At 58.6% G+C, this 25,847-nt stretch carries 26 protein-coding genes; 7 read left to right on the plus strand and 19 right to left on the minus strand.

Features of this window, described 5'->3' with window-relative positions; genetic code table 11:
* Window positions 1-5: 5 nt before the first annotated feature.
* The 5 genes from AC1DS5_RS10335 (at window position 6) to AC1DS5_RS10355 (ending at window position 4,216) form a co-directional block, all read left to right on the plus strand.
* Window positions 6-944, plus strand: a complete 939-nt coding sequence (locus AC1DS5_RS10335) for a glutathione S-transferase family protein (protein WP_477718154.1) — start codon at window positions 6-8, stop codon at window positions 942-944.
* A complete protein-coding gene (locus tag AC1DS5_RS10340) occupies window positions 941-1,393 on the plus strand; it encodes a GNAT family N-acetyltransferase (protein ID WP_477718155.1) in 453 nt (150 codons plus the stop codon). Before AC1DS5_RS10335 ends, AC1DS5_RS10340 begins: the two co-directional genes overlap by 4 nt.
* Before the next feature lie 171 nt (window positions 1,394-1,564).
* The gene (locus AC1DS5_RS10345) at window positions 1,565-2,470 is read left to right on the plus strand and encodes an SDR family oxidoreductase (protein ID WP_477718156.1); all 906 of its coding nucleotides are present in this window, start codon (window positions 1,565-1,567) and stop codon (window positions 2,468-2,470) included.
* Window positions 2,471-2,627: 157 nt separating this feature from the next.
* Window positions 2,628-3,248, plus strand: coding sequence for a methylated-DNA--[protein]-cysteine S-methyltransferase (locus AC1DS5_RS10350; protein WP_477718157.1), 621 nt, complete (start codon window positions 2,628-2,630; stop codon window positions 3,246-3,248).
* Between the two features lie 353 nt (window positions 3,249-3,601).
* Entirely contained in the window at window positions 3,602-4,216 is a 615-nt protein-coding gene (locus AC1DS5_RS10355; RefSeq protein ID WP_477718158.1) for a thioredoxin fold domain-containing protein, read from the plus strand.
* A 303-nt stretch (window positions 4,217-4,519) separates the two neighbouring features.
* On the opposite strand, the gene AC1DS5_RS10360 is transcribed toward AC1DS5_RS10355, so the two are convergent.
* The 16 genes from AC1DS5_RS10360 to AC1DS5_RS10435 all read right to left on the minus strand — a co-directional run bounded on the left by AC1DS5_RS10360 (window position 4,520) and on the right by AC1DS5_RS10435 (window position 19,044).
* Window positions 4,520-5,791: a LytR C-terminal domain-containing protein gene (locus AC1DS5_RS10360; RefSeq protein ID WP_477718159.1), complete on the minus strand. Its 1,272-nt coding sequence runs from the start codon at window positions 5,789-5,791 to the stop codon at window positions 4,520-4,522.
* Window positions 5,792-5,815: 24 nt separating this feature from the next.
* Entirely contained in the window at window positions 5,816-6,760 is a 945-nt protein-coding gene (locus tag AC1DS5_RS10365) for a type II secretion system F family protein (protein WP_477718160.1), read from the minus strand.
* Between the two features lie 36 nt (window positions 6,761-6,796).
* Window positions 6,797-7,774, minus strand: coding sequence for a type II secretion system F family protein (locus AC1DS5_RS10370; protein ID WP_477718161.1), 978 nt, complete (start codon window positions 7,772-7,774; stop codon window positions 6,797-6,799).
* A gap of 20 nt (window positions 7,775-7,794) precedes the next feature.
* Window positions 7,795-9,192: a CpaF family protein gene (locus tag AC1DS5_RS10375; protein ID WP_477718162.1), complete on the minus strand. Its 1,398-nt coding sequence runs from the start codon at window positions 9,190-9,192 to the stop codon at window positions 7,795-7,797.
* Window positions 9,193-9,233: 41 nt separating this feature from the next.
* Window positions 9,234-10,397, minus strand: a complete 1,164-nt coding sequence (locus tag AC1DS5_RS10380) for a CpaE/TadZ family protein (protein ID WP_477718163.1) — start codon at window positions 10,395-10,397, stop codon at window positions 9,234-9,236.
* A 42-nt stretch (window positions 10,398-10,439) separates the two neighbouring features.
* Window positions 10,440-10,976, minus strand: a complete 537-nt coding sequence (locus tag AC1DS5_RS10385) for a TadE/TadG family type IV pilus assembly protein (protein WP_477718164.1) — start codon at window positions 10,974-10,976, stop codon at window positions 10,440-10,442.
* A gap of 11 nt (window positions 10,977-10,987) precedes the next feature.
* Window positions 10,988-11,473 (minus strand): TadE/TadG family type IV pilus assembly protein, encoded by a 486-nt coding sequence (locus tag AC1DS5_RS10390; protein WP_477718165.1) that lies wholly within the window; start codon window positions 11,471-11,473, stop codon window positions 10,988-10,990.
* 5 nt (window positions 11,474-11,478) lie between these two features.
* Window positions 11,479-12,960: a pilus assembly protein TadG-related protein gene (locus AC1DS5_RS10395; protein ID WP_477718166.1), complete on the minus strand. Its 1,482-nt coding sequence runs from the start codon at window positions 12,958-12,960 to the stop codon at window positions 11,479-11,481.
* Window positions 12,961-12,996: 36 nt separating this feature from the next.
* Window positions 12,997-13,281, minus strand: a complete 285-nt coding sequence (locus AC1DS5_RS10400) for a pilus assembly protein (protein ID WP_477718167.1) — start codon at window positions 13,279-13,281, stop codon at window positions 12,997-12,999.
* A 10-nt stretch (window positions 13,282-13,291) separates the two neighbouring features.
* Window positions 13,292-14,836 carry a type II and III secretion system protein family protein gene (locus AC1DS5_RS10405; RefSeq protein WP_477718168.1) on the minus strand — a complete coding sequence of 515 codons (1,545 nt, stop codon included), beginning with the start codon at window positions 14,834-14,836 and terminating at the stop codon, window positions 13,292-13,294.
* A 22-nt stretch (window positions 14,837-14,858) separates the two neighbouring features.
* Window positions 14,859-15,713 carry a Flp pilus assembly protein CpaB gene (gene cpaB / locus AC1DS5_RS10410; protein ID WP_477718169.1) on the minus strand — a complete coding sequence of 285 codons (855 nt, stop codon included), beginning with the start codon at window positions 15,711-15,713 and terminating at the stop codon, window positions 14,859-14,861.
* A 127-nt stretch (window positions 15,714-15,840) separates the two neighbouring features.
* A complete protein-coding gene (locus tag AC1DS5_RS10415; protein WP_477718170.1) occupies window positions 15,841-17,166 on the minus strand; it encodes an ATP-binding protein in 1,326 nt (441 codons plus the stop codon).
* 64 nt (window positions 17,167-17,230) lie between these two features.
* Complete coding sequence (locus AC1DS5_RS10420; protein ID WP_477718171.1) at window positions 17,231-17,983, minus strand: methyltransferase family protein; 753 nt, start codon at window positions 17,981-17,983, stop codon at window positions 17,231-17,233.
* A complete protein-coding gene (locus tag AC1DS5_RS10425; protein ID WP_477718172.1) occupies window positions 17,980-18,585 on the minus strand; it encodes an A24 family peptidase in 606 nt (201 codons plus the stop codon). The genes AC1DS5_RS10420 and AC1DS5_RS10425 overlap by 4 nt, the downstream gene beginning before the upstream one ends.
* Before the next feature lie 9 nt (window positions 18,586-18,594).
* Window positions 18,595-18,777, minus strand: a complete 183-nt coding sequence (locus tag AC1DS5_RS10430) for a Flp family type IVb pilin (protein WP_477718173.1) — start codon at window positions 18,775-18,777, stop codon at window positions 18,595-18,597.
* A 99-nt stretch (window positions 18,778-18,876) separates the two neighbouring features.
* Complete coding sequence (locus AC1DS5_RS10435) at window positions 18,877-19,044, minus strand: Flp family type IVb pilin (protein ID WP_477718174.1); 168 nt, start codon at window positions 19,042-19,044, stop codon at window positions 18,877-18,879.
* 723 nt (window positions 19,045-19,767) lie between these two features.
* Between AC1DS5_RS10435 and AC1DS5_RS10440 the strand changes: the two genes are divergently transcribed.
* Window positions 19,768-20,448 carry a LuxR C-terminal-related transcriptional regulator gene (locus AC1DS5_RS10440; RefSeq protein ID WP_477718175.1) on the plus strand — a complete coding sequence of 227 codons (681 nt, stop codon included), beginning with the start codon at window positions 19,768-19,770 and terminating at the stop codon, window positions 20,446-20,448.
* An 8-nt stretch (window positions 20,449-20,456) separates the two neighbouring features.
* The gene (locus AC1DS5_RS10445; RefSeq protein WP_477718176.1) at window positions 20,457-21,842 is read left to right on the plus strand and encodes a sensor histidine kinase; all 1,386 of its coding nucleotides are present in this window, start codon (window positions 20,457-20,459) and stop codon (window positions 21,840-21,842) included.
* Between the two features lie 70 nt (window positions 21,843-21,912).
* Here the strand turns inward: AC1DS5_RS10445 and AC1DS5_RS10450 are convergent, their stop codons facing one another.
* The 3 genes from AC1DS5_RS10450 to AC1DS5_RS10460 all read right to left on the minus strand — a co-directional run bounded on the left by AC1DS5_RS10450 (window position 21,913) and on the right by AC1DS5_RS10460 (window position 25,738).
* Complete coding sequence (locus AC1DS5_RS10450) at window positions 21,913-22,674, minus strand: DUF1223 domain-containing protein (protein ID WP_477718177.1); 762 nt, start codon at window positions 22,672-22,674, stop codon at window positions 21,913-21,915.
* Between the two features lie 382 nt (window positions 22,675-23,056).
* The gene (locus tag AC1DS5_RS10455; protein WP_477718178.1) at window positions 23,057-24,628 is read right to left on the minus strand and encodes a hypothetical protein; all 1,572 of its coding nucleotides are present in this window, start codon (window positions 24,626-24,628) and stop codon (window positions 23,057-23,059) included.
* A 588-nt stretch (window positions 24,629-25,216) separates the two neighbouring features.
* Window positions 25,217-25,738 (minus strand): hypothetical protein, encoded by a 522-nt coding sequence (locus tag AC1DS5_RS10460; RefSeq protein ID WP_477718179.1) that lies wholly within the window; start codon window positions 25,736-25,738, stop codon window positions 25,217-25,219.
* Between the last annotated feature and the right edge of the window lie 109 nt (window positions 25,739-25,847).

The following is a 25,847-nucleotide window of genomic DNA, read 5'->3' on the forward strand; positions in this document are numbered from 1 at the left end:
CATCCATGCAAGAGCTGATTCTTCACCACTACCCGACGTCGCCCTTTTCCGAGAAAGTCCGCTTGATTCTGGGCTACAAAAACCTGCCCTGGAAGTCCGTCGTCATCCCGATGATCATGCCCAAACCCGACGTACTGGCGCTGACGGGCGGCTACCGCAAGACCCCCGTGCTGCAAATAGGCGCAGACATTTACTGCGATTCCGCCCTGATCTGCGATGTGCTGGAGCACCTGCGGCCCATGCCCGAGCTCTACCCGGAGCCGAGCAAGGGCCTGGCGCGCATCCTGGCGCACTGGGCCGACCACACGCTGTTCTGGACGTCGATGGCCTTCAACACGCAGCCCAAGGGCATGGCACAGATGTTTGGCAACGCCGGGCCCGACGCGGCCCGAGCCTTTGGCGAAGACCGCAAGGCCATGAGCGCAGGCATGCCGCGCCTGCGCCCGGCTGACGCGGCAGCGGCTTACAGGTCCTACCTGCGCCGGATATCCGACATGCTCGATGACCTGCCATTTCTGCTGGGAGAGGTGCCGTGCATTGCCGACTTTGCGATGTACCACCCGCTGTGGTTCACCCGCGTGCGCACGTCTGTGCTGGCAGACATCCTGAACGCCACGCCCGCCGTGCTGGAGTGGATGGACCGAATGGCCGCCATTGGCCACGGCAGCATGGAGAAATTCAGCTCCACCGAGGCCATCGCCGTGGCCACCGCCTCCACGCCGGCGCCGCTGCATGACGATATTTTTCAAGACGAGCACGGCATCCCCCTGGGCAGCCGGGTGCTGGTCAGCGGCGAGAGCTTTGGCCCCGAGCCCACCGAGGGCGAGCTGATCGCCGCCACTCGCATGCACTTCACCCTGCGCCGCACCGACGAGCGGGCCGGCACGGTTCATGTGCACTTCCCGCGCATTGGTTATTCACTGAAAGCGGCCACACCCGCATGAGCGAGATCACATGGCGATTTGTTCCCTTTGACGCGCTGACCTGCCGGGAGCTGTACGAGGTACTGCAGTTGCGCAGTGCTGTTTTTGTGGTCGAGCAGGCTTGTGTCTTTCAGGACATCGATGGCGCTGACGTCCAGGCCATGCATTTGCTGGGCACGGTGTCCGGCCAGCTGGCGGCCTATGCGCGCTGCTTTGCGGCCGGCGTGAAATTCGCCGAGGCCAGCATAGGCCGCGTGGTCACGCCTGGCTCGCAGCGTGGCAGCGGCGCGGGACACGCGCTGATGCGCCAAGCCATCACGAGCGTGACGCAGCAATGGGGCCCACAACCCATCCGGATCGGCGCCCAGGCGCGGCTGGAGCAGTTTTACCGGCAGCATGGCTTCGTGAAAACGGGGGCGCCTTACAGCGAGGACGACATTCCCCACATCGAAATGCTGCGCCCGGCCTAGGGTCAATATTGTTTAGTTAAGTTATTCACCCTGAATCGGAATGACCAAAACCTTGACCCGCAATCCATGGATCCCGGATCAAGTCCGGGTGACAAACCAGAGGCAAGGGCTTGACTGAACCGTATTGGGCCAAGGTCGATTTTTTAAATTTCAGGTATGAAGGAGCGATAGATGATCACGGATTTCAAAGGCAAGACAGCGGTGCTGACCGGCGCGGGATCGGGTTTTGGCCTGGAGTGCGCGCGCCTGGGCGCCAAACTGGGCATGAACCTGGTGCTTGTTGATGTGCAGCAGGATGCGCTGGACCAGGCAAGCGCCGAGATCAAGGCCACCGGGGCCCAGGTGCTGTCCTTCAGGCTGGATGTTTCCAGTGCCGAACAGATGGAGGCCATGGGCAAGGCGGTATTTGAGCGTTTTGGCGCACCGCATTTTGTTTTTAACAACGCCGGGGTCGGCTCCGGCGGGCTGATCTGGGAGAACACCGTCAAGGACTGGGAGTGGGTGCTGGGCGTCAACGTCATGGGCGTGGTGCACGGCGTGCGCATCTTCACGCCCATGATGCTGAAGGCTGCAGCCAAAGATCCCGCCTGGCAAGGCCACATCGTCAACACCGCCAGCATGGCCGGCCTGCTCAACCCACCCAACATGGGCGTGTACAACGTGAGCAAACATGCCGTGGTCTCCTTGAGCGAAACCCTGTACCAGGACTTGTCGCTGGTGACCGACCAGATCGGCGCGTCGGTGCTGTGCCCGTTTTTTGTGGCCACCGGGATCGGCATGAGTCACCGCAACCGCCCGGCGGAGCTTGCCAGCAACAAGCCCACCAAGAGCCAGATGATCCAGCAGGCCATGACGGGCAAGGCCGTCGGTTCCGGCAAGGTCACCGCAGCCCATGTTGCGCAACTGGTGTTTAACGCCATCGCGGCCAACCAGTTTTACATCTACAGCCACCCCAAGGCCATCCATTCGGTACAGACCCGCCTCGAGGATGTGCTGCAGGCGCGCAATCCGACCGACCCGTTCGCCGACAAGCCTGAAATTGGACAGCAGCTCAAGCAGGCTTTGCGCGCGGCTTGAGGTGGTTGACGAGCTGCGCGCAGCAGGTCAAGGCGAGGCGCCGCCTTGCCGGTTGGCATGCCGGGTTAGTCGGCTTGTATAAAACATTGGCCTGCAGCCTTTGCCAGGATTTTCCGGACTGAGCACTCGTGCCTGGAAGCTTCCATAATCATGATTTATGACAACCGAAGGCTTCGCGCTTTTCGACACCCCCATTGGTCACTGCGGCATCGCCTGGGGCGAGCGTGGGCTGGCCGGCCTGCTGCTGCCCGAGCACAGCCTGGCGCAGACCCGCGCCCGCATGAAGCGCTTGTTTCCGCGAATGCACGAAATGCCTCCTTCGCCCGAAGCCCAGGCCGCGATCACCCGCATCACGGCTCTGCTGAACGGCGAGCGGGACGACCTGAGCGACATCGCGCTGGACATGCGCGATGTGCCGCCGTTTCACCAGCGTGTGTACGAGGTCGCTCGCGCCATTGCGCCGGGCCGCACGCTCACCTATGGTGAAGTGGCCGCGCAGCTCGGCGAGCCGGGCGCCGCCCGCGCTGTGGGGCAGGCCTTGGGGCACAACCCCTTTGCGCCCGTCGTGCCCTGCCATCGTGTGCTGGCCGTGGGCGCCCGCTCGGGAGGCTTCTCGGCCGGCGGTGGCGTGGCGACCAAGCTGCGCATGCTGCAGATCGAAGGCGCACAGATTGGCGGTGCGCCCGGTCTGTTCGACGACGACAGGTCACCCCCGCAGGCGCGTACTCCGGCCGACCCATTGGCCGACAAGCCCGGGATGGGCCAACAACCCAAGTAGGCGCTGCGCGCAGCCTGGCTGGCAACACGGTGGCATCTAGAAGCAATACGGTTCAGTTAAGGACCCGTGAAGCTCCCTCCCCTTCCGGGGGAGGGTTGGGGTGGGGGCCAGCGACGACCAGGTCAGTACGGCGGCCCGATGCCCACGCCGTGAGCCCCCATCCCGGCCTTCCCCCAGCGGGGGAAGGAGATGAGCGGCAATGCACGCGGTGTGCTAACTGAACCGTATTGCATCTAGAAGGGTACAGAATGCGATGACAGGTGGACACCGGAGCACTGCGCTATCCTTGCCTTTATTGCTCTCTATTTCCTGCCCCATTTCCAACCCATTCCCGCTGTTCATTTCATCCCGCCATGACATTCAAATTTTTCCCCACCGTGCTCATTGCGGCAGGCCTGCTGCTTTCGGGCTGCAATGACGCTCCGAACGCAGCGTCGGGCGCAACGGCGGCAAAAGCTGCAGCCACGCCGGTCTCACTAGATGCCATTGCCGCAGAGGCCAAGGGCTTTACCGTCGGCTCAACCCTGAGCACGCGCACCGTGTATGTTTTCTTTGATGCCCAGTGCCCGCATTGCGCCGCCTTGTGGAACGCTGCCAAACCCCTGAAGCCGCAAGCCAAATTTGTCTGGATACCGGTGGGTATGCTGAATTCGTCCAGTACTTCCCAGGGGGCAACCCTGCTGGCGGCCGCTGACCCTATTGCCGCAATGGATGAGCACGAAACCTCGCTTCTCGCCAAGCGGGGCGGTATCAATCCCGGTAGCAACATTGATATGCAAAAGGCCTCGGTGGCAAAGAACACCGAATTGATGAACCGTTTCGGCTTCGCTTCCATCCCGACCATCGTTGGCACGCATGCACAGACTGGCGCCGTGGTCACGCAGGAAGGCGCCTTGCGCACCCCGGCCCTCGCGGCATTGCTCGGCCTCAAGGATCCCGGCGGACAGCCGGCCGCGCCTGCACAGTAAGAACCTGTTTACGATCTATGTGGGGTCGCGTTGGGACGCAATCGGGATGAGTTGCTTGCCAACATCACGCGGCATGGGCTGATGCCCATGCAAGGGATTTGGTGAGCAAATCGCCCGATTTCGTCCCAACCCGCAGGGCAAGTGGATTCTCGGGCGGTCTGCGGCGTTGCAACATCAGCCAAGGCATCAGCCTTGGCCTGGATGTTGCGCCTTGCATCCCATCCCGATAATCCACTTGCGCGACCCCACATAGATCGTAAACAGGTTCTAAGCGCCTGCGGGCGATCAGTCTTCCGCGGGTACTCAGTGGTTGCTGATTTCGCCTTCCCCACTTGACGCCAGTTGCGACTGGTTGGCCCATTCCTCAATCAGGGCCATGTGCGCCACAGCATCTTTTCCCAGTACCAGCCGCACATCGGTGTTGCCCGACAGGTGATTGACTGGCACCACGACCGCATGGCCCCGCAGGGCAAGTTTCAGGCCCTCTGCGGCCTGTTCGTAGCCAGTCCGGTACTGTATTTTGGTGTCCAGCTGCTTAAAAGGACGATCATTGGTCAGCCGGCTCACGGCGATGCCGTACCTGCCAAGCACACCCTTGATTCGTTTGGCCATGCCGGTGATGCCGTTGCCGTTGGCAATCTCGACCCTGGACGGCTTGGTGGCCGCGGCGAGCGCCAGGGCGGAGGGCGTGATCGCCGGCGTAGCAACAGGTGCCGTTGCTGCCACGACCGCTTTTTCGGCCTGCTTTTCTGCAACGACAGGGGACATGACAGGTTTGGGCCTGAGTTCAAACACGTTAGGCACGACCTGCACCACCTCCATGCGCGTTTGCGGCACCGAGGGTGGGATCGCAACCGCAAGCTCCTGCGTTCGCGGTGTGGGCGCGGGCGACGATACCACCGATTCGGCTGGGCGCTGCACTGCGGGTACAGGTATGGAGGAGGGGGGCGGTACGGGGGCGCTGGCTGCCGTCACCAGCATCTCATCCTTGCGGTTTGCAGTGGTGTTTGCAGAGGCCTCTGCCGGCAGCACGCCTTGGGTGCCTATCGCAGCCGGCGTGGATGACAGCGCAATGGCTGGACGCTCACCAAGTTTTGCGAGCTCCACTTTCGCCGCCTGGAGATTGTTGCGTGTCCGCGGGTTTTCCGAATCCAGTACCAGTGCGCGTTGTAGCGTACTCACGGCGGCATCGTAATTGCCCTGCAGATACTGAACATAGCCGAGGTTGTTGTACGGATGCGCAACCGCCGGGTAATCGGCAACAAGTTGAAGCAGCAGCACCTTGGCGTCTTCAAGCCTGCCCTGCTGGGCGTGAATGGCGGCGAGCGCATTGCGTGCCTCCAGTTGCCGGCCATCCAGTTCTACCGAATAAGCATAGGCGGCGCGCGCAAGATCGACATTGCCGCGCTCCTGGTGGTATTTGCCGAGCTGGTAATAGGTCGCCGCCGTCTGGTCGGCCGAATGGCGCACCCGCAACACGGGCTGCATGGCGAGTTCCTTCTGCGTGGGTGGCGCCGCACACGCCTGCAGCAGGCAGGCACCGAGGGCAATGACGATTGGGCGGAGTGTGAACATGATGTAGCTCCTTCTCAAAATTTCTTAATTGCCGCCGCTCATGGTGGGCAGCAGTACGCGGTAAATCTGGATGAATGCAGGCCCCATCAGCACGACCAGCAGGGATGGAAAAATGAAAAAGATCAATGGAAACAGCAGCTTCAGGGCAATTTTTGCCGCCTGTTCTTCAGCGCGCTGGCGACGCTTGGTGCGCAACTGGTCTGACTGAACCCGCAGCGAGTCGGCGATGCTGGTGCCGAAACGTTCAGACTGGATCAGCATGGCGACCAGGGCGTCGACATCATCTACACCGGTGCGAAGCGCGAGGTTACGCAAGGCCTTTTCCTTGGAGCTGCCTGCACGCAGTTCGAGTGTGACCAGCTGAAGTTCTTCGCTCAGCACCGCGCTCTTCAGGCCGATCTCCGCGGCAACGCGGGCGAGCGCCGCGTCCATGGCAAGTCCCGCCTCCACGCAGACGGTCATCAAATCAAGGGCATCGGGAAAGCTTTCGAAAATCTCCCGCTGGCGGCGCGAAATCATGTTCTTAAGCAAAACGTTGGGCAGGTAGTAGCCGATGGCTGCAGCACACAGCAACCAGAACAGCAGCGTATTGGTGCTGTATTTGGCGCCGCCCGTGGTCAGAAGGAAAAACGCAACCAGCGGCAGGCCGGTGGCCAGCGTCGTTTTGGTGGCAAAGTAGATGGCGGGAGCAGAAGGCTGGCGGAAGCCTGCATTCATGAAACGGCTACGGAGCGTTGACATTTCCCAGCCATCACTGGGCAAGGAAAGCTTGGCCAGCGGGCCGCTCAATTTGATGATGCGCGCCACCCATGGGCTGGGTTCGTCGCTGGCAATCGCAGTTGAACGGCCAACGGCGACATCGAGGCGATTCTGCACGGGGTTGGCGGCGAACAGCCGCAGCGCCAACATGACGACACCGAAAACAGCCACAAAAATCAGCCCCAGAAACGCAAGTTGAAGGGTGGTCATGGTGCTTTGGCTCCTGAAAAATCTGGTTTGTTCACATCACACCCGGATACGGATGATCTTGCGCATCACGAGAATGCCGAGCACCATCATGACCACGGCGACAGCGATCATCTTGCGGCCTGCGGGGTCGGTGTACAGCACCTCGAGAAACTGGGGGTTCGTCAGCTGGATCATGAATGCCGCACCGAACGGCAGCAGCGACAAAACCCAGGCAGACATCTTGCCCTCGGCAGACAGCACCCGCACCTGCCCCATCAGTTTGATCCGGTCCCGGATGATGGCGCTGATACTCGTTAACAATTCCGAAAGATTGCCGCCTGTTTCACGCTGGATCAGCACGGCAATCACAAAGTAGCGCAGATCGGTGCTGGGCACCCGCGTTGCCATGTTCATGAGGGCATCCTGCATGGCGATGCCGAAGTTCACTTCGTCAAAAGCGATGCGAAACTCGCCTGCCAACGGATCGTTCATCTCGTCGCCCACCATCTTCAGCGCCGTGGGGAAGGCGTGTCCGGCACGCAAGGCCCGGCCCATCAGATCCAGTGCATCGGGAAGTTGATGCTCGATGCGATCCAGGCGCTTGCGCTTTGCTCTCGTCACATAAAGAAATGGGAGAAAGGCAGCAGCGCCCGCCAGCGCCAGCCGCAGCAGCCAGGGCATGGCGAGGTAACTACAGGCGAAGAAAACAACCAGGAACGCCAGCAGCGCCATGCCGAAGAACTCGCCCACGCTCCAGGACAGCCCCGATTGCTGTAGCAGACGGTCCAGCCTGCCAACACGCGGAATCTCCAGTAAAAGGCGCTGCATGAACGGCGTTCCGCTCAGCAGCCGCTCCTTGGTGATGGAAATGCTTGGCGCATCGCCATGTCCGCCTGCCGACATGACGCGAAGGCGACGCGCCACGCGCTCGGCTTCAGGCCCTTTGGCAGAGTTCCAGCTGAGGTAGAGGCCCTCAACCAGAAGGACCACCGCAATGAAAATCAGCGTGGCAAAAAGGTAGTAAAGGTAGTCCATGGCCGTTCAGTAGTGCTGCCTCAGTGGTATTGCCGTGTGGGGTCAAACAGTTTTTCGGATATCGAGATACCGAACGCCTGCAGTCTCTCCAGAAATCGCGGGCGGACCCCGGTGGCGCAGAAATAACCGATAACGGCGCCGTTTTCGCCTAGCCCCGTCTGCTTGAAGGTAAAGATTTCCTGCATGGTGATAACCTCGCCTTCCATGCCGGTGATCTCCTGGATGGAAATCACCTTGCGCTTGCCGTCGGTCAGCCGTGCCACCTGCACCACCACGCTGATCGCGGAGCTGATTTGCTGGCGCATGGCTTTGGTGGGCAAGGTCGCAACGGCCATGCTGACCATGTTCTCCAGCCGGGTGAGCGCGTCGCGCGAGGTGTTGGCGTGTATGGTTGCCATCGATCCTTCATGGCCGGTATTCATGGCCTGCAGCATGTCAAGCGCCTCGCCGCCACGCACCTCGCCCAGAATGATCCGGTCCGGGCGCATGCGCAGCGCGTTGCGCACCAGTGCCCGCTGGGTCACCTCGCCCTTGCCCTCTATGTTTGGCGGGCGTGTTTCCAGGCGCACGATGTGCGGCTGCTGAAGTTGGAGTTCGGCGGCGTCTTCCACCGTCACGATGCGTTCGGCCATGCTGATAAAACCCGAGATTACATTGAGCATGGTGGTCTTGCCACTGCCCGTGCCACCCGAGATCAGGATGTTGACCTTGGCCTTGCCCAGCCCCTGCAGGATTTCCGCCATTTCAGCCGTAAGGCTCTTGTATTCCACCAGATCGACCAGGCGCAGCGGTTTGGCGGCAAAACGGCGAATCGACATGATGGGCCCGTCAATGGCCAGAGGCGGGATGATGGCATTGACGCGGGAGCCGTCAGGCAGGCGCGCGTCCACCATGGGGCTGGACTCATCAATGCGGCGGCCGACGCGCGAGACGATCTTGTCGATGATCTTCATCAGGTGCGCGTCATCGGAGAATGTCACGTCGGTCAGTTCAAGCTTGCCATACCGCTCCACGTAAACCTGCTTGTAGGTGTTGACCAGTATGTCGGATATGCTGGGGTCGGCCAGCAGCGTTTCCAGCGGGCCAAAACCGAGCATCTCGTTCTGAATGTCGCGCGTCAGGTTCTTTCGCTCGGTCTCGTTGATGACGACGACTTCCTCTTCGAGCAGGCGTTCCACGAGCATCCTCAGCTCATCCCGAATCTGCCCCTGCGAAAGGCGCTGCATGCTTTCCAGGTCGACCCGGTCAAGCAGGGTTTGGTGGATGTGATGCTTCAGTTCCTGATAGGCACGGTTGTCGATGCCGCCCGGACGCTGGCCGGAAAATGGCGCGTTATTGGTCTGAGTGCCGTTGACATTGCCGCCACCACCGTTACCGGTACCCAGACGTTCCCGAATTGAGATGTTCTCTGCATTCATGGCGATATCTCCGTTGACTGGCTAATCCTGAACTCCGTACATCAAGCGCGTTGAAAAACCCGCGAGAACCATCCCTGCGATGCCTGGTCTTCTTCTCCCGCCAGCCATTTGGCAAATTCCTGCAGGGACTTTGAAATCGGGCTGTTTTTCGCGAGCTTTAATATGGGTACTCCCTGGTTGACTGAAGCCGCCGCGGCTTCGTAGTGGTTGGGGATGCTTCTGAAGACCTCCATACCGTAGGCGGCCTCCAGATCCTGCCGCCTGATTTCGCCGCTTTTCTCGTGGCGGTTCACGATCAGATGAATTTTGTCCTTGCGGTAATCGAGAGAGCGAAAGACGTTCAGGAGCCGCTTGCCATCCCGTATGAAGGGCAGGGTGGTTTGCAGAATTGGAAAAATCATGTCGGCCTGGTCCAGCGCGCGAATGCTCACCGCGTCCAGGCTCCGCCCCATGTCAAGCAGGATGAAGTCGTAATGGCGCCTCGCGAGCTTGAGGATCACGTCGATATGCTCGGGCTTCACGTAGCTCGCGTGTGTCGGGTCCTCGGGGGCCGCCAGCACGCCATAGTTCGGATCGATGTTGAGCATGCTCGAGGCAAGAAACGAAGGATCCAGCCTGTGTATTTGCTGGCAGACTTCTGAAAGGGTTACCTGTGGTTTTTGATCAGAGACGAACAGCGAGGCGTCACCGAACTGCAGGTTCAAGTCAATAAGCGCAACCCGCTTTTTTTCCTGCACGGCCAATGTGTAACCCAGGTTGGTCGCCAGGAAGGTCGCGCCGCTGCCTCCCTTGCAGGAAACGAATGCCAGCACTTTGCCGTGGGCTTGGGCGCGACTTTCGATCTTTTCTTCAATGCGTTGAATGGCTGCGACCAGGTCGCCAGCGTTCACGGGCGACGACAAGACCTCGCGCACCCCGGCGCGCATGGCCTGAAGGAGAAACTCGGGCGTATGCTGCTGGCAAAGAAGAATGAATGCCATGCGCGGATACAGGTGGCTCAGGCGCTCAAGCCGCTCCAGGTCACCGCCTTCTACCGATGGTTGGTCCAGCACCAGTACGTCCGGCGACGAAAGGTCGGCGATACCGGCCAGCTTTTCCAGTGTGCCGGAAACGACATCCACTCCGTCCGAGGAGTTACGCTCGCGGAGCAGCCTGGCTATCTCCGTGAGATGTTTGTCGTTCCGGGAGACAACTGCGATTTTCAATTCAAGTCCTTGGCTGTGTAGGCGGGTTGTAATGCATGTCTGCTAGTTAAGTTCAAATCCCATGCTTTCTGCATGCATGATGACAACAGAGGTCGGGAGCCCGATATTCAGAAAACTGAACAGGCTGACCATTGGGCTGTATGTCACGTTGTCTATCGAGACACGCACGCTGTAAATGCAACTGGCTGCTCGGGTGGCGTCTCCACAGGCGGAGAAGTTGTCGCTGGGATCGGTCGGGAATGGGTTGACCACTGCGCCGGTCTTTGTCAGGTAGGTGACGGTGATGTTGGAATCCGCGACTTCATCACCGGCCGGAAGCGATGTACCACCGAACAAGGCGATGTTTTTAATCGCCGGTACCTGGTCAATCCAGCGAACCACAGCCGCGCGTGCGCCACGCCGGGTCACTTCCTGCATGGTGTTGTAAACGTAAAGCATCCGCCCGAACTCGAGGATGGCAAAAAGTATGGTGAAAAAGAGCAGGGAAATGATGGCGAATTCGACAGCGGCAACACCCCCTTGCCGCGTGAATGGGGATGGATGCGCTGATGGATGTGCTGGTGAATGTAAGGTTCGCATTTTTTCACTCCTCACAGCATGTAGCGCATGGTGGTGTGCGGTGAGAGGTTTGCCGTGTACGAAGAACTTCCGCCAAGCAGGAAAGGAATGAACTGACCGATGGTCATGGAGTAGCCAATGATCTGAACCCGCACGCCGCCCGGTGCGGTGCCGTTGGTGCAAGAGGCATCAGCAAAAGTCGCATCGAGGCAAGTCACACTGACGTTTGCAGTCGTGAAATTGGGCACGCCCGCATCTGTCACTGCATTAGCTACTAGTGTTTTTGCATTCGCGACGCCTGGCGTGTCGATAGTGGCCTTGTCTGTGACCGACATCAGGCGCGCGCCATCCCGCGTGGCCTTGGTCAGCGCATCGTAGTACCAGAACGCGCGGCCAAATTCAAAAATTCCGGCGAGGATACTGATCAGCAACGCAAGAATGAGGGCGAATTCCACGGCGGCACCACCCTGCTGGCTGTTGGGTTGCCGTCTCGCTGGAATGGGTTTTGCGGGGATCATTTGGTTCACCGGTACAGCTTGATGTCTGAAATGGGGATCGGCTCCACGAGACCGGCAAATTCACCGTAAACCTTCTTCGGGTTTCCCGTCAGATCCGCCCGCGACTGAAGAAAAAACCGGCCTATTCCTTTAACTGGCAAAGTTGCGCAAGACAAGCCACCACCGCCGATGCCTGCGCAATCGACAATCACCAGTTTCATCAGGCGACGGTTTCGCGTGCCGGGAGGATGTGTGGGGGGGGGCTGGAAGTATCTAAAAGTCGAGCCGGAGGCTGTCTCGTTGTACGGGGAAGCCGAAGTTCCCACGGGGAAAGGCGGAATCGCCGCCGAGGTGGGATAGCCCGCCGTGGCGGAAAGCCCTGGGTTGTAGAGCGTTGGCCAATCAGCTGGTGAAAAGGGCGCTCCCACTGTAAAAGTGGGCGTTGCACCGGCTGCCTGTACCGCGTGGGAGTGCGACCATAAAACGCCAAAGTTGGCTGCGGTTGGTGGATTCCCCGGAAAACCCACCGGTTTTTGCGTGATCGGATCCACGCTGATCGATTGCTGGGTGGGCGCTGGACTCATCCAGTCGGCTGGAGCACTCGGTGGCGACACGGTTGGCGGCAGTGTGTAATCGTATTGTTTGACATTGATGTCTGGCGGCGAAGTCGCCGGGTCGCAGGCAGACCCACCTGGGAACTCATCAAGGCGCGAATTGAATGCTTTTTCAATGGCGCCCGCCGAATAGCCGGTATTCGCATAGACCTGCAAAGTAGAGCCCACAATTGTTGAACTGCCCTGGCAGATAAAAGGCGCGGTAAAGTTTGCGCTGGAATGGCTGGGGTCGCAAGCTGCGGGTGGGCTGTCTACCGGATTGAGCAGCATCGGCACACCGCTTGCGCCCAATGGGCCCAGTTCAGGAATGTTGTAGGTGATGCCACGTCGAAACCCCAGTTCCACCAGTTCGTTGGTACCGGGCATAACGTTTGTCAGGTTCACCGGATCCAGGGCGCAGACACCCAGGGGGGTCACATCAACCACAAAATAGCCAGCAACAGCAAGACCCGATGTACTCACTGTGTCGACGCCTGCGACGCGCATCAGATAAGTGCCAAGCACTTTGAGCCCGGTATCTACCTTGATGAAAGTCTTGCCTTGCGGGGCAGCCTGTGCCGCGGCAACGCTGGACCAGGGGCCGTCCGGGCTGGGACCAAATTCAATGTTCGCCAAGGCCAAGGTCACGTCGGTAGCAAAGTTGTACTTGTTTTTCGCCGATATGGCTTGCGCCTTGCTGACCGCACCGTTGATGCCGGCAGTGGTTTCGTTGAGGTCCTTCGCACCGGCCAGCGCTGCGGCATCGGCGGCGTTCTGCAATTCCGCTTTGGCGATATAGAGATGGCCGAGGTCAAGAACAACGCCGCCCATCGCAAACAGGACGACAACGGTCAGGCCGAAGACGATGGCAACGGCGCCACGTTCACTTTTTCGATATTCCGATGTCGTTTTCATTGCCTTCACCTCCCCAGCGGGGTTTAACACAACGCCCTATTTCCCTACGGTGATGCTCAAAGGGGTGAGCGGTGCAGGCGCCTGATATGACTTCTGGTATTCGTCATAACCGCTCTTGGCTGCCTTGCCGTTCATCCCTTGGACTGGATCGGTATTGCGCGACGCCTCAGGGTTGAGTATTTGCTGCACTTTGAGCAGAGAGACAGACTTGCCAAAATCATGGTCCAGGCGCGGCGTTGGCGACACGCAGCCTGTGACTGCGAGCAAGATTCCGAATAACCCGCAAAAGGTGCAGGCGGTAGAGAGGTGAGTGCGTTTCATGATGGCTCTCCTATTTGACTTCAAAGCCGGTTGCAGAACCATCCGGTTTCTTGTCTTCCGGTGGCGCGGCGCCTTCCATTTTTCCGCCCAGGAAGAACTCGGAGCGGCTGGGCTCGACGTACGGGTCGGTCGGCAGTTTGTAATCTGACGGCAACGGCTTGACCAGGTGCGGGGTCACAATGAAGACCAATTCAGACCTGTCGGTCTGAAAATCGCTGCTGCGAAAGAGCGCGCCAAGCACAGGTACTTCCCCGAGCAGCGGGAAGGCATTGATGTTGGCTGTGACGTTGTTCTTGATCAGGCCGCCGATGGCGAAGCTTTGGCCATCGAATAGCTGGACGGTGGTGCTTGCGCGGCGTGTGGTGAAGGAAGGCAAAATTGCCGTGGTGCTCGAACCAGTGGCCGAAATGCCAACGCCCTGGCGGTTCAAATCCGACACCTCGGGTGCGACCTTGAGGTTGATGCGGCCGCCTTCCAGTACGGTGGGCAGGAACTTCACCGAAACGCCGAATTCTTTCTCTTCCAGCGAGATTTCACCGTTGTTGCCAGTCTTGACCGGGATGAAGATTTTTCCACCTGCCAGAAAGCTGGCTTCCTGGCCACTGATGGCCATGATCGTGGGTTCAGCCAATATCTTGAGCAGGCCATCACCTTTTTGTGCATCAATGGTCAAAAAATTCCCGCTGTTCTTGAAGGCTCCGACACTGCTGGCGGCGCCGGTGAGCAGGTTGGACAGCAAGGTGTAGGTCCAGCTTCCGGTTGTTTTGCGGCCGCCGATGCTGGCTCCCAACTGGTCTGCCAGCGTCTTGGAGACCTCGGCCACCTTGACTTCCAGCATGACCTGCTGCGGCGCAGCGATGGAGAGCATGTTGACGACCTTGACATTGTCGGACTGCTGGCCACCCGTCGAACCTCCCGATGCGCCGCCAGTCTGGCCGCCGCGCGAGCTGCGCTGCACGTAGGCATTGGCGACCGAAAGGATCTGGTCAGCCTTGACCACATCGGAAACCATGCCGGAGAGGATCAGGGTGTCGGCGGCCGTCGTGATCCTGAGATCTTTTTCGCTGGCGAACATCTGATCGAGCCGCGAGCGCAGCGCCACGGTGTCCATGCCGACGGCGATGTCGATGATGGTCGCATCGTTGGCTTTGTTCCAGAGGATGAGGTTGGTGGAGCCAACAGATTTGCCGAGCATGTACAGCTCGCTGGGGTTGAGCAAAATCACGTCGGCGATTCGCGCGTCACCCACGGAAAGCCGTGTTGCCGGGGAGGGCAGGCGCATCAGGGTGGATTTGCCCTCCGAGAGGGTGATTTGCGGCGCCAATTCGACCTTGCCGGTGATCGGAGCCCTCGCTTGAGTGACCACGGCCTTGGGCTGGGCGGTTGCGGCTTGTTTCCCTGGCCCGGAAGTGGCTGTCGGGGGATTTTTCGCCGCGAGATTGCCTGCCTCGATAGCGACCTGGCCATGCGCCAGTGTTGAAGCCGCCATCACGCCTGTTACGGCAAATGCCATGCGAATTAAAGCCGGCCTTGCCTGGGTGCGGAGTGTGCTCATCAAATACCTCCTTCGGGTTTTCTTAAAATTGTTGGGTGCTGCGTTCCAGACCTTTGATCACCTCAACGCGGTCTGGAGTAGTGGGGGCAGGCGCGGCCACCCGCTTTGCTACGGGTCTCACTGCGACCTTCGGCGCGGATGCGGGCCGGACTTCGGGCGCTGGAGCCTTGACATCAAGCAATGTTGTCTTGGTCGCACCTTTTGTATTCACCGGGTTCGGATCGATCTGGTTCCTCAGCACCAGCGAGAGGGAGCCAACGCTGCGTGCCAAATCCAGTTTTTCAGCTTGATCGGGCGTCAACTCGAGGGTGACAGCATTGACGACCTTGGGCTTGGTTTCATCGCGGCTTGATTCCTGGGCAATGGCCAGCACCAGAATGCGTTCCAGCACGATCTTCGAGATGGTCAGGTCCTTGCCTCCGCCGCCTTTTCCTGCTTCGTCCTGGGTATTGACGAGAATGTCCACGAAATTGCCGGGCAGGGCAAACCCGGCTACGCCGACGACGTCATTGACGCGTACCGTCATGGCACGTTTTCCATCGGCAACCACGGCAGAAAGGCCACCTTGTGTACCGGGCGGCGCAAGCTTGCCCTCCATGATGGGTTCGCCGCGCTGGATGCTGGTGCGCGTGACGCGGGTTTCGACCTGTTTGGCATCGGTGATGGCGCCGGGCGGCATGGCACTCGCCGGCCAATCGACCATGCGGACCATCTCCGGGCTCAGCCTGGCGCCGAGACTGATGTCAACAGTGGCAACCGCAACCTTGCTGGTGTCTGCTGAGGCTTGGGCACTGATCCAGCGGGCAGCCACGACGACTGCTCCAAATGCGAGGACGACCGCCACGGCGATCATCACCAATGCACGTGTGTTTCTCATTTCTCACCCCCTCTGTTTAGTCCAACATAGTCCAACATGGTCCATCACCTCTTCATTACCTATTCATTACCTATTCATCACTGCTGTTGATGATTCCGGTATGAGTTCTTTTTTCAGAGCGTTAGCGTCACGAACCCACAAAGTAGTTATTCCAGGCCCAGTCCAACACCCCGGCATCGAGAACAGGCGCCTTTCCGTCATACCGCGCCAGATCGCGAACCTGCGCGAGGATGTCACGCGGATAGCAGGCAAGCAGTGGACGCATTTCCTTGTAATGAAGCTCATTCAGCAGGTAATGGAAGGCCTCTGCTGTGTAGGGCACGTGGAACTCCTCACACACCTGGCGGAATATTTGTTCATATTGCAGCTCTGTCAGCGATCCGACGTGGATCTTGTAGCCCAGCCGCCGCAGGAATGCGCCATCAGCCAGTTGCTCGGGCGGCATGTTTGAAGAGAACACCACAATCACATCGAAGGGAATCTGAAACTTGTAGCCGGTGTGCAGCGAGAGATAGTCCACACGTCGATCCATCGGAACAATCCAGCGGTTCATCAACTCGACTGGCGAACAACGCTGACGGCCCAGATCGTCAATAACGAAAATGCCGTTGTTGGCCTTGAGATGGGGTGGCGCCTGGTAAAAACGCGTGCCATGGTCAAACTGCAGATCCAGCATCTCTAGGGAGAGCTCACCGCCAGTGACCACTGCCGGACGCATGGCACGGACCCAGCGGGTGTCAAGCGGAGTGCGTTTGTCGAGTCCACTTGATTTTTCTGACGCGTCGTTCACGGGCCTGTGCACGATCGGGTCGTAGATCTGCACGACTTCACCATCGACCACAATGGCATAAGGCACCGATATGTTGCCCTTCAAAAGGCCGGTCATGCGTTCGGCCAGGTAGGTCTTTCCGGCGCCGGCAGGACCGTGAATAAAAATAGCCCGCCCGGAGTTGACGGCGGCACCCAGTTGTTCCAGCAAAATGGGACTCACCACAACACCGGTGAAGTCATTGGCCATGTCCTCGCGGGTGATGCACATCTGCGCAACGCTTTGTGCATTGATCTGCGCGTTGTACGCGGCCAGGGTGACGGGAGCGGGGCCGGTATAGGCGTTGCGGCTCAAAAATTCCGCAGCCCTGGCGCGACCAAGGTCGGTGAGGTTGTAGGTGAGGTCCGCATCGGTACCGCTGTCGCCCCGGCGCGTGACTTCACACAGCTTCTCGGCGCGCAGGAACACGATCAGCGGGTCCAGTACGCTGACGGAAAGCTTGAGGTGGGCAGAAAGCTCGACCAGGCGAACCTGCCCGCGCACAAAAAGCATTTTGGCGACAAGCTCGACCAGAAACAAAAAAGGCAGGCCGGTTTCTTCCGGCGTGCGCGGCGCACGGGGCAAGGGAGCAACGGCCGATTCGAGGTTGATCACGGTGTGTTCCGTATTGGCTTCAGCAAGCATTTTTTACTACTCCCTGTTTTTTTGTTGGCACGATTTTTTTGATCGAAAAAAGTATCAACAATTATCAAAATACATATGGAATTACGCGAAAGCGCACTCGCTTCGCATACTCGGCATAAACGGGATCTACGGCAAGGTGTTTTTCTTCCCGGACCAGGCGGACAAACAGGAACCCCAGCGACATCATGTAAAGAAGGAGGTTCCACCACGTGGTGTTTGAAAGGATGTATCCGGTGAATAGCACCAGGTAACTCGCGTACATGGGATGACGCACAAATCTGTACATTCCCTTTGTTTTGATCTTTCGCTTGGCAGCAACGAGCGCATAGCTGCGATTGAGCGAGAGCAAGCCGAAAATCTGCAGGGCGGTGCCGAGGACAACAAGGTACTTGGCTGCTGGCAGCAGTCCCCACGATGCAGGTATGAATAAAAGCGGCGTGAACGTGCCGGCCAGCGCAAAAAACCAGTCCAACGGATCCGTTGAAACGGTGACCGGGGCGCTGCGAAAAACGAAAAGTGCGGCCGACAGCATTTCCGAAACAGAGATCACCACATAAATCCATTCCCCACTGTTTTGAAACGCCAGCATGTGGCGATAGGCAAACAATCCCCACAGCGCGGCCATGACAAATCCGGCCAGCAAGTTAACGACCTTCGAATCGAGCAACTGCTGTGGCTGCCTGGTCCCAAGCCGGTTCGCGGGCGACGCCTGGTCTGAACGAGACACTGGCGCGTCATCACCAGCAAAAGAGATTACTGGCTCTTTGGGATTCATGGTGCGCAACATCAGGTGCGCTGATTTTGTGTTTGTGTTCATACAAAGAGCGCATGCCCGCTGTGCGCCAAAACAAGGTGAATAAAAGTCCCGGCTGCTATGGCAACCGCATAGGGAAGGTTGCCCGCTAAGGTTGGTAGCGCATCTATTCGCGCGCTGCCGCCATGCAAGGCCTTGAACATCGTGTCCACCATCAGGAAGCGAACATTTGCCAGGGTGTGCCGTAAAGCGCCGCTCCACAGTGCGACCGCAATGGCAAGAACGCCTCCAGCGACGAGGGTCGTCAGGACGACATCAACGGCTGCGGCGGGACCGAGAAACCCGCCAACCACGGCCATGAGCTTGACGTCGCCGGCGCCCATGGCGCGCACCATATAAAGGGGAAGAAACAGCCCGAATCCGGCCAGGGCACCCAAGCCCCAGACAGAGGCACTGCCATTGCTAAACAGGAGTTGAATGCCAAGGCTTGCAATGAGGCCGGTCAGCACCAGCCAGTTGGGGATTCGCCTCGACTTGATGTCGAACCAGGCCGCAACGCCGAGCAGGGTCATCAAGGTGACCACGTTGACCTCAGTAAACAGGTCGCCGAACAGGGATAGCGCTTGCGGGGTCATGATGGTCCCTGAGTTAGTGAGGGTGTTCACATGGTGTTTTCAGGGGCAACTGCCGCCGCTGGTTGCCGCCGCCTCAACGCACCTTGAAACCATGTCCCACAAGCCAAGCGTTTTGCTGCCAACCAGTGCTACCGCACTCAAAATGACAACGGTGATCAATGCGCCCAAAAGGGCGTATTCAATGGTCGTGACCGCATCCTCCAGCGGCACCAAGTCGCTCATGAGATGAGTTCTCATTGTTTCGCTCGACCTTTATTATTGAAAAATGCTCCCGGTACCGACTCTCGCCAGGAGCATTTTCAAACGACAACATGAAACCGCTTAACTCGAAGCCAATGCGGTTCCGATAGAACCGAATACTTTCGCAAGCTGGGTTCCGACAATCGTCACGCTGGCAATGATGACCACAGCGATAAGTGCAGCAATCAGGCCATACTCAATGGCCGTTACGCCGTCTTCTTCGCGAATGAATTTCTTGATGAAGTTCATGATGATTTCCTTTTCAGATCAAAGAGTTAACGTTTCCCAAGGTTTGCCGCAAACACGCCTCAGTGGAAGGGCCTGGATGAGCGACATTACTGGCGACCGCCTCGCAGACTTCTCGGTTGTCTTACACCCTGTCCCATCGCCGTGGCGAGGAATGAGGCTTAGATAACCCCCTGAGCGACACCGCTTGCGTAAGAAGCGCGCCTGATGGGCTTACTTCACACTTTGGCGTTGTCTGGGGTCAGTTTGCGCGTTACAAGCAGTTGCGCCAATAGCTTTAATTGGGTACCCTGTTCCCTAGTGTTTTCAGCAATATTTTTTGGACTATGAAGTCAGCATCCATGGCTAGCCGGGCTTGATCTGCTATCAAATTAGGAGGGAAGTAAAGGGATGAAATCGGTAGTAACAAAACGTATCAAATAGACTAAAAAGCAACAATTTTTGTAGGACAGCACGAAATTTCTTTTAATCTTTTCCAGAAACGTAAAAAAATCACACCCATAAAAAAGGCTTTTGCGTTCAAATGGCTGTGTGAAATAGTCACTTCAGTAACAAGACGTATTCTTGACATGAGCCTTGCTGTTTGAGTCAACAGCCGGGCCAAACGGTGAAAGCGAGGGACTTATGGACAACTCAAGCAGGGGCGGCTCCACGTTATCGCCCACACTTGGTGGAGCCTACGGTCAGCCCCAGGCTGCACGCTCATCGCAGGAGGCTACTCCCTCGATGTGGCCCGCTTTTCTGGCAGGCCAGCCTGGCAAGCCGGTACGTGTTGTGCTGATTGATGATGATGTGCACATGCGCAGGGTGATCTCTCATGAGCTGCTGGGTGATTTGCGTACCGATCTGGTGGCCCAGGCTACCAGCATGCGCGAGGGCCGCCGGCTGATCTCGCAGCACGAGTTCGACGTCATGCTGGTTGACCTGAATCTGGGTGACGGCAACGGCCTGGACCTGATCGATCACATGAAAACCGTTCGCCCCCTGGCAGAAGCCGTGGTGATCTCGGCCATGGAAGACGAGCAGCACGCGCTGCGCGCATTTGAGCTGGGTGCCACCGGCTACCTTGTCAAGAACTCCTGGTTCGGAAACTTTCCCCAGGCCGTACTGCAGGTGGTCAACGGCGGCGCGTCAATCACTCCCAACCTTGCACGCAGGCTGCTGCATCGGCTGGAGCACACACAGGAAGCGGTCCGCCAGACTGCGGAGCAGAAAGACAAGCTCTCCGATCGCGAAAAAGAAGTGCTCAAGGCGGTTGCGGCGGGTTACACCAGCGGTGAGATTGGTTTGCGGCTGATGATCAGTTGCCAGACGGTCAACACCCACATCAAAAACATCTACCGCAAGCTGCAGGTTCGCAGCCGGGCGCAGGCCGTCAACTTTGCGGCCCATCGCGGTCTTTTGTAAAGCCCATCATGTTCAACGCGGCGCAACAGGGTCTGGCGCTGGCAGCTGCCGCGATCGGCATACCGCTGGCGTCTTTGGCGCTCAGCGGCTCGCGTAAAGCCTGGCGCCACCATCACAACCCTGTTGATCTGGCCATGGGTACGGCGGCGGGTCTATGGCTGGTGCATTTGCTGGTGACCACGTCCCTCGATTTCGTGGCCGGCAACTTTCCTTCTGTCGAGGTTCCCTCGATTTATGTGGCGCGGCTGGGCTATCAGGCGCTCATGATCGGCGTTGGTTTTTTTCTGTTAACCAGTGCCGGCGTGGCCAGTGTACGGGTGTACCTGTTGCTGGTCGTGCAGGGTGTGGCAGGCGTGGTGGCGCTGCACTGGCCTCATTGGACCGGGGGCGCGCCAGCGCCTGCTTACGAGGCCTGGCTTGCCATCAACCTCCTGTCTGCCATGCTGCTGAGCGCGGCAGTGGCCTGGCGTGTGTACCTGAGCCGCAGTTACGCCGCTTGGCTGGCACTGGCGGGCTGCGTGATTGGCCTGGGCTTGTGCATTGACCAGATAACGCTGGCTGACAATGCTCGGCGCTTTGCAACGATGTCGGATGACTTATATGCGGCTTTTTTGATGGTGATATGGCACTTGATGACGCAGCGCGTGGGATCACCTGAAACGCGCTCGGCCTCGATGCATGATTTTCAGCACAGCACCGGCTTTGAACCTCTCACAGGTTTTGGACCGGCGCACGATGCAGCCGTGGTGGCCCTGGAGCGCCGCCGCATTGCGCAGGACCTGCATGATGGTGTGGGCTCTCAAATCGTGAATATCCTGTCGTCGCTTGACAGCCATGCACCGCAACAGCAGGCCGTGGCGCTGGCGCTGGAGCAATGCCTGGTCGACCTGAAGATGACGGTAGACGCCATTGACAGCGCCGACGACAACGTGCTGGAGGCGCTGGGCCGTTTGCGCTACCGGATCCAGCACACCCTGGACAAGCTCGGCATTCGCATGGTCTGGAAGGTGGATGTCTGCGACGAGCTGGAAGCCGTGCGGGGGGTGCAGGCACAGCAACTGCTGCGGATTGCGCAGGAGAGTCTGTCCAATGTCATGCGCCATGCCCATGCCTCGGTGGTCGAGGTTGTGTGCCGCTTTGTGCCGGAAACGCAGCAGCTGGTGCTGGAAGTGCGCGACAACGGCGAGGGCATTGCCCGTGGCAAGGACGGGCGCCCATCCGGCAAGGGCCTGGAAGGCATGCGCCGCCGCGCCCAATGCATTGGCGGTGAATTGGTGATTTCAAGCAAAACTGGCAGGGGCACCCGTGTGCGCCTTGTCCTGCCGCTGGCAGGAGACCGGATCTTGCCCAAGCCCCAGCCCCTCGCTGTGCGGGATAGCGCGCACGCCCACTGAAGGCCACTGACGCCCCTGACGCCTACTGACAAAGCGGGCAATAGCGAGGGTAATCTCAAGTGTTCAAGTGTCAGCTCGCGCACTGCAGGCTGACAGCCTGCATCGTGTTTCCGGTTTTCGTGTCGAACACCACCAGGTTCACCTGCCGTGCGTGGCCTGGCGCAGGTGCAATGCTGCGAAAGGTCAGCTTTTGCGGCGCCGCGCTGCCAGCCTTGTAGTCGCCGGCCCGCGCGTACTGGCGCACCACAAAATCATGCTTGAGGAATTCACCGGCGTTCTCACCGGCTTGCACCCTGGAGCTATGGCCATGCTCGGTGATGGTCCAGTAGGCGGACCAACTGGCGATCGGTTGCTGTCCGGGGATGTTTGCGGGGAGGTTTGTAACGGGTGTCACGCTGGCTTCGAACTGGTCTGCACCCAGTTGTTGCACGGTGATGCTGGCGCGAGCAGGTTCCCTGGCACTGGGCTGGTTAAGCCAGGCGGACGAGTTGGACCAATTGGGCCAGTCGCGGCCATTGAGCACGACTTGAGGTGTGTAGATGTTGCGCAGATTGTTTCGGGCTGCCACCTCGCGCTGGCGGTTCGTGTAAGCCGGCGCGGCAAAGCGATCGACCCAGCCTATGTAGTCCCAGTAGCCGACATGAAAGGCCTGGATCACCACGCCCTTGTCTTTGAGGCTCGATGCCCATCTATCGGCGGGTGGGCAAGAGCTGCAGCCTTCGGACGTGTAGAGCTCAATCACCGGTGTGATGGTGGCGCCGGAGCTTGCGGCGCATTGGTATTGTGCTGAAAAAGTACTGGAGGCCACCATCAACAGGGCAGTGGTCGTCATGAGTTTTGTAGCGGCCGGCAGCATGGTTTACTCCGTGGTTGAGCTACGCGCCAAACCGAACCTGGCAGAAACCCGTGACCAGCGGCGGTAGCCCTTATTGGTCGCTCATCAAGCCGCTTTCTTACTCCTTCCCGCCTTTGGGGGAAGGTAGGGATGGGGGCTCTGTGGACTTCTTTCAGGCAAAGCATGTGCGCTTGCTGTGCCTTTCGCCCCGTTTTGCGTCGGCTGACAAATGCTTGCCTCGTCTGCCCCCATCCCAACCTTCCCCCAGAGGGTGAAGGAGCCACGAGAGGTTCATCGGCGGTAAAGCCACTCAAGTTTCAAATTCCAATGAAAAAATTGGCTCAAGAGATTGAGTTTTATTGGCGTTAGCAAGGAAGGTTCATTCCTTCTTTAGTGAATTGGAATTAGCTTGAGAAGAACTTGCCTTACTTGAAACTGTACCTGGGTCGACAAGGGTTCTTACATGAACCACGGCCATTTCGTCGGCATAAAGGCGGCGCCAATTGGGAAGGTGATCAAGCAAGGCAACCGCTGGGCTACCAGGCTGTAACAGGGTCCACCCTATCTTGTACTTGGCCAGTAGATCTTCCAGGCCAGCCGACTTTGTCAGGGCGAGCGCATCCAGATACTCCTTAAGAAAATCGTCCTTGTACATGTCGGAACGACCGTCTATGAAGGGCGGAATACCTGCATAAATGAGATAGCCGCCCCAGCCGTTGTAATTGAGCACGGGCCCTTTGACGCCGGCTTCATGAACTGTCCGGATCGCCTTAGCCAGGCTGGTGGAATCTGGCGGTTGCGGTGGGCGGGTATGAGCAATCCATTGGGTAAGTAATAGCAAGAAGCCGAAGGCCAGCATGACTGCCCACTTACCTGCGGGCGTCGCCAGTTTATGGAAAAATCGGTCCACGGTTTCTACGTTCTGCTGGGCCTGCATGGACTGGCGCCACTGGGCTGCAAAAGGTGTCGCAAAAATGAGGGGCGCGAGCAAACCAAGCAACTCGATGTTGCGAACGTGTTTCAAGGCGAGATGCAGCAAGCCGAGAAGCAACAAAAGCCTGATCGGCGGAAGTTTAAAACCCTTGTGTATGACCAGCGCTAATCCACATAGCAACCAAATTTCCAGAGGTTGGAACATGTGAAAATCTGGCGACTGCCATTCACTGATGCGCGCCAATGCATAGCTTTGCTCAAACAGGAATTGCCAAGTGAAAGAAATGCCTTGTATCCCATGGGGTGTGATGAGGGCACTGGTTATTGCAAGGACGATGAATAGGGCCCACGACCTCGCTGTGCTTGCAAAGTAATGTGTGTGTTTGCAGGCGAGTAAGGCTTCCAGCGCAAAAACAAAAGCGAGTGCGAGCCCCAATGTGAAGCCGCCGTGCAAGTTTGCCCACAGTGTCATCACGGGTAGCAACCACAGGCGCGGTGCACGGCCAGATTCACTGGCATGCATCAAACCGACGACCCAAAGCATCATCATCGGCATGGCGAGTATGTGTGGTCGAGCATGCAGGTGACTTGCCGTCATGAAAAGAGCTAAAGCCGCAAACATCACGGCATGAACTGGCTCCAGAGACTTCAGCAAGGTCCGGGTCAGCAGCGCCAAGGCTGCCGCAAACGCTAAAGCCGTGATGGCGACGACACCCGTCCATCCCCCTAGGTCATGGGCACTGGCCAGGAGGACTTGGGACAACCACTCATGTGCCGTCCATGGTGTGTTGGGCATCGTGTGTGAAAACGGATCATGCGTAGGAATGGACCGGTGCTGAAATATCCACTGACCGGTGGCAATATGCAGGTAAGTGTCGTCATCTCTGAGCAGCCCATAGCCGCGCAGAAGAAGGAAACAATAAACCAGCGTCCCAACAATCAGCGGCCAGGAAAAAAGCCAGGCGGCGCGCTGCGCCGGAGTTCCAACATCGACAACAGTTGTGGTTTTTAAATCCATAGAGCAGGCCCCTTGGTATATCGAACCCCTTTCCTCGAAATGTATATCAAGGGCTTGGCGAACGTTCAAGGGACGTTACCCGTGGACTGAAAAAGAATGCTCCCCGGGCGTTACTGTCTTGGCGCTGGTCAATATTTACCTTAGCCGATCAAGGCTGACGGCACGGGTTCGTACAGGTTTGTCCATGGGGGCGGTAAAAGGGTGAGAAACCTCGTGCAACAGGCCTGAGGCCATAAAAAGACCGCTTGCACAAAACTACGCTGCAATCATCCCGAGGGGTCGCTTTGACGGTTCTTATTCAGCGCAGCCTTCAGACGAAGCTCGTGCTCGTGCTCGTGCTCGTGCTCGTGCTCGTGCTCGTGCTCGTGCTCGTGCGCTTGTCGCGCCTTTCGGCCTGCCTTGCGTCTGCTGACAAATGCTTGCCTCGCTGGCCCCCATCCCAACCTTCCCCCATAGGGTGAAGGAGCCAAACCAGCAGAAAGTTGATCTGGTACAAAACAGACCTGCTGAAGGCTCTGGCTACCTGTTTTACTCCTTCCCGCCTTTGGGGGAAGGCGGGGATGGGGGCTCCCCAGGGGGGCGAAGGAGTCAAACCAGGGGAGTGTTGACGCTGTCGTCCGCGTGGCTGTTGTACCCGTCGGCGCGCCGCTCCAGGCGATCTTCGAGCTGGCCCATATAAGCGGCCAGCGCGTTGTCTGACTGTTCGATGCGATCCAGCAAGGCCCGCTGTTGCTGCGCAAAGCGCTCTGCCAGTACAGTGTCTGCGGCCGCCTCGCGTTGCTGGGCGGCGATGGCCTGTACCTCCAGGTAATTGCGCAATTCGGTAAAGCGCGAGGCTTCGGCCCGGTCGGCCAGTTCGCGCTGGGTGTTCAGCTCACGGGCATATCGCCGGGTTTCGAGCAGGTTGGTGCTTTGCATGTAAAGCGTGCTGGCCAGAAAAACAACCGTGGCAACCACCAGCAGCAACAGCATGACAAGGCCTAGCGGAACCTGGATGGTGGTAAAGCCCAGGCTCAACACGCTGACACGGGTGAATTCATCCACATTGAGCGCAACAAATGCTGCCAGCAGGGTAATGGCCAGAATTAACAGAAGGGTGCGTAAACGCATGCGTGTCTCCCGGAGTGGTTGCAAAAACAGTTGTGAAATTTTGTGTCCAGGTCTCCGGTGAGTATGGATGTCCCGACGGTTTTTGGCTGTGGGACAATGCCGACCCTCA

The organism is Polaromonas sp. P4_H1 (genome assembly GCF_056400945.1).

Coding starts and splice junctions, on each gene's coding strand:
- AC1DS5_RS10375 (WP_477718162.1), bottom strand. CDS start 9,192: ATGAATGCAGAGAACATCTCAATTCGGGAACGTCTGGGTACCGGTAAC.
- AC1DS5_RS10445 (WP_477718176.1), top strand. CDS start 20,457: ATGTTCAACGCGGCGCAACAGGGTCTGGCGCTGGCAGCTGCCGCGATC.
- AC1DS5_RS10385 (WP_477718164.1), bottom strand. CDS start 10,976: ATGCGAACCTTACATTCACCAGCACATCCATCAGCGCATCCATCCCCA.
- AC1DS5_RS10360 (WP_477718159.1), bottom strand. CDS start 5,791: ATGTTCACACTCCGCCCAATCGTCATTGCCCTCGGTGCCTGCCTGCTG.
- AC1DS5_RS10420 (WP_477718171.1), bottom strand. CDS start 17,983: ATGAACACAAACACAAAATCAGCGCACCTGATGTTGCGCACCATGAAT.
- AC1DS5_RS10350 (WP_477718157.1), top strand. CDS start 2,628: ATGACAACCGAAGGCTTCGCGCTTTTCGACACCCCCATTGGTCACTGC.
- cpaB (WP_477718169.1), bottom strand. CDS start 15,713: ATGAGAAACACACGTGCATTGGTGATGATCGCCGTGGCGGTCGTCCTC.
- AC1DS5_RS10415 (WP_477718170.1), bottom strand. CDS start 17,166: ATGCTTGCTGAAGCCAATACGGAACACACCGTGATCAACCTCGAATCG.
- AC1DS5_RS10430 (WP_477718173.1), bottom strand. CDS start 18,777: ATGAGCGACTTGGTGCCGCTGGAGGATGCGGTCACGACCATTGAATAC.
- AC1DS5_RS10355 (WP_477718158.1), top strand. CDS start 3,602: ATGACATTCAAATTTTTCCCCACCGTGCTCATTGCGGCAGGCCTGCTG.
- AC1DS5_RS10460 (WP_477718179.1), bottom strand. CDS start 25,738: ATGCGTTTACGCACCCTTCTGTTAATTCTGGCCATTACCCTGCTGGCA.
- AC1DS5_RS10440 (WP_477718175.1), top strand. CDS start 19,768: ATGTGGCCCGCTTTTCTGGCAGGCCAGCCTGGCAAGCCGGTACGTGTT.
- AC1DS5_RS10450 (WP_477718177.1), bottom strand. CDS start 22,674: ATGACGACCACTGCCCTGTTGATGGTGGCCTCCAGTACTTTTTCAGCA.
- AC1DS5_RS10395 (WP_477718166.1), bottom strand. CDS start 12,960: ATGAAAACGACATCGGAATATCGAAAAAGTGAACGTGGCGCCGTTGCC.
- AC1DS5_RS10435 (WP_477718174.1), bottom strand. CDS start 19,044: ATGAACTTCATCAAGAAATTCATTCGCGAAGAAGACGGCGTAACGGCC.
- AC1DS5_RS10365 (WP_477718160.1), bottom strand. CDS start 6,760: ATGACCACCCTTCAACTTGCGTTTCTGGGGCTGATTTTTGTGGCTGTT.
- AC1DS5_RS10405 (WP_477718168.1), bottom strand. CDS start 14,836: ATGAGCACACTCCGCACCCAGGCAAGGCCGGCTTTAATTCGCATGGCA.
- AC1DS5_RS10345 (WP_477718156.1), top strand. CDS start 1,565: ATGATCACGGATTTCAAAGGCAAGACAGCGGTGCTGACCGGCGCGGGA.
- AC1DS5_RS10400 (WP_477718167.1), bottom strand. CDS start 13,281: ATGAAACGCACTCACCTCTCTACCGCCTGCACCTTTTGCGGGTTATTC.
- AC1DS5_RS10370 (WP_477718161.1), bottom strand. CDS start 7,774: ATGGACTACCTTTACTACCTTTTTGCCACGCTGATTTTCATTGCGGTG.
- AC1DS5_RS10390 (WP_477718165.1), bottom strand. CDS start 11,473: ATGATCCCCGCAAAACCCATTCCAGCGAGACGGCAACCCAACAGCCAG.
- AC1DS5_RS10335 (WP_477718154.1), top strand. CDS start 6: ATGCAAGAGCTGATTCTTCACCACTACCCGACGTCGCCCTTTTCCGAG.
- AC1DS5_RS10340 (WP_477718155.1), top strand. CDS start 941: ATGAGCGAGATCACATGGCGATTTGTTCCCTTTGACGCGCTGACCTGC.
- AC1DS5_RS10455 (WP_477718178.1), bottom strand. CDS start 24,628: ATGGATTTAAAAACCACAACTGTTGTCGATGTTGGAACTCCGGCGCAG.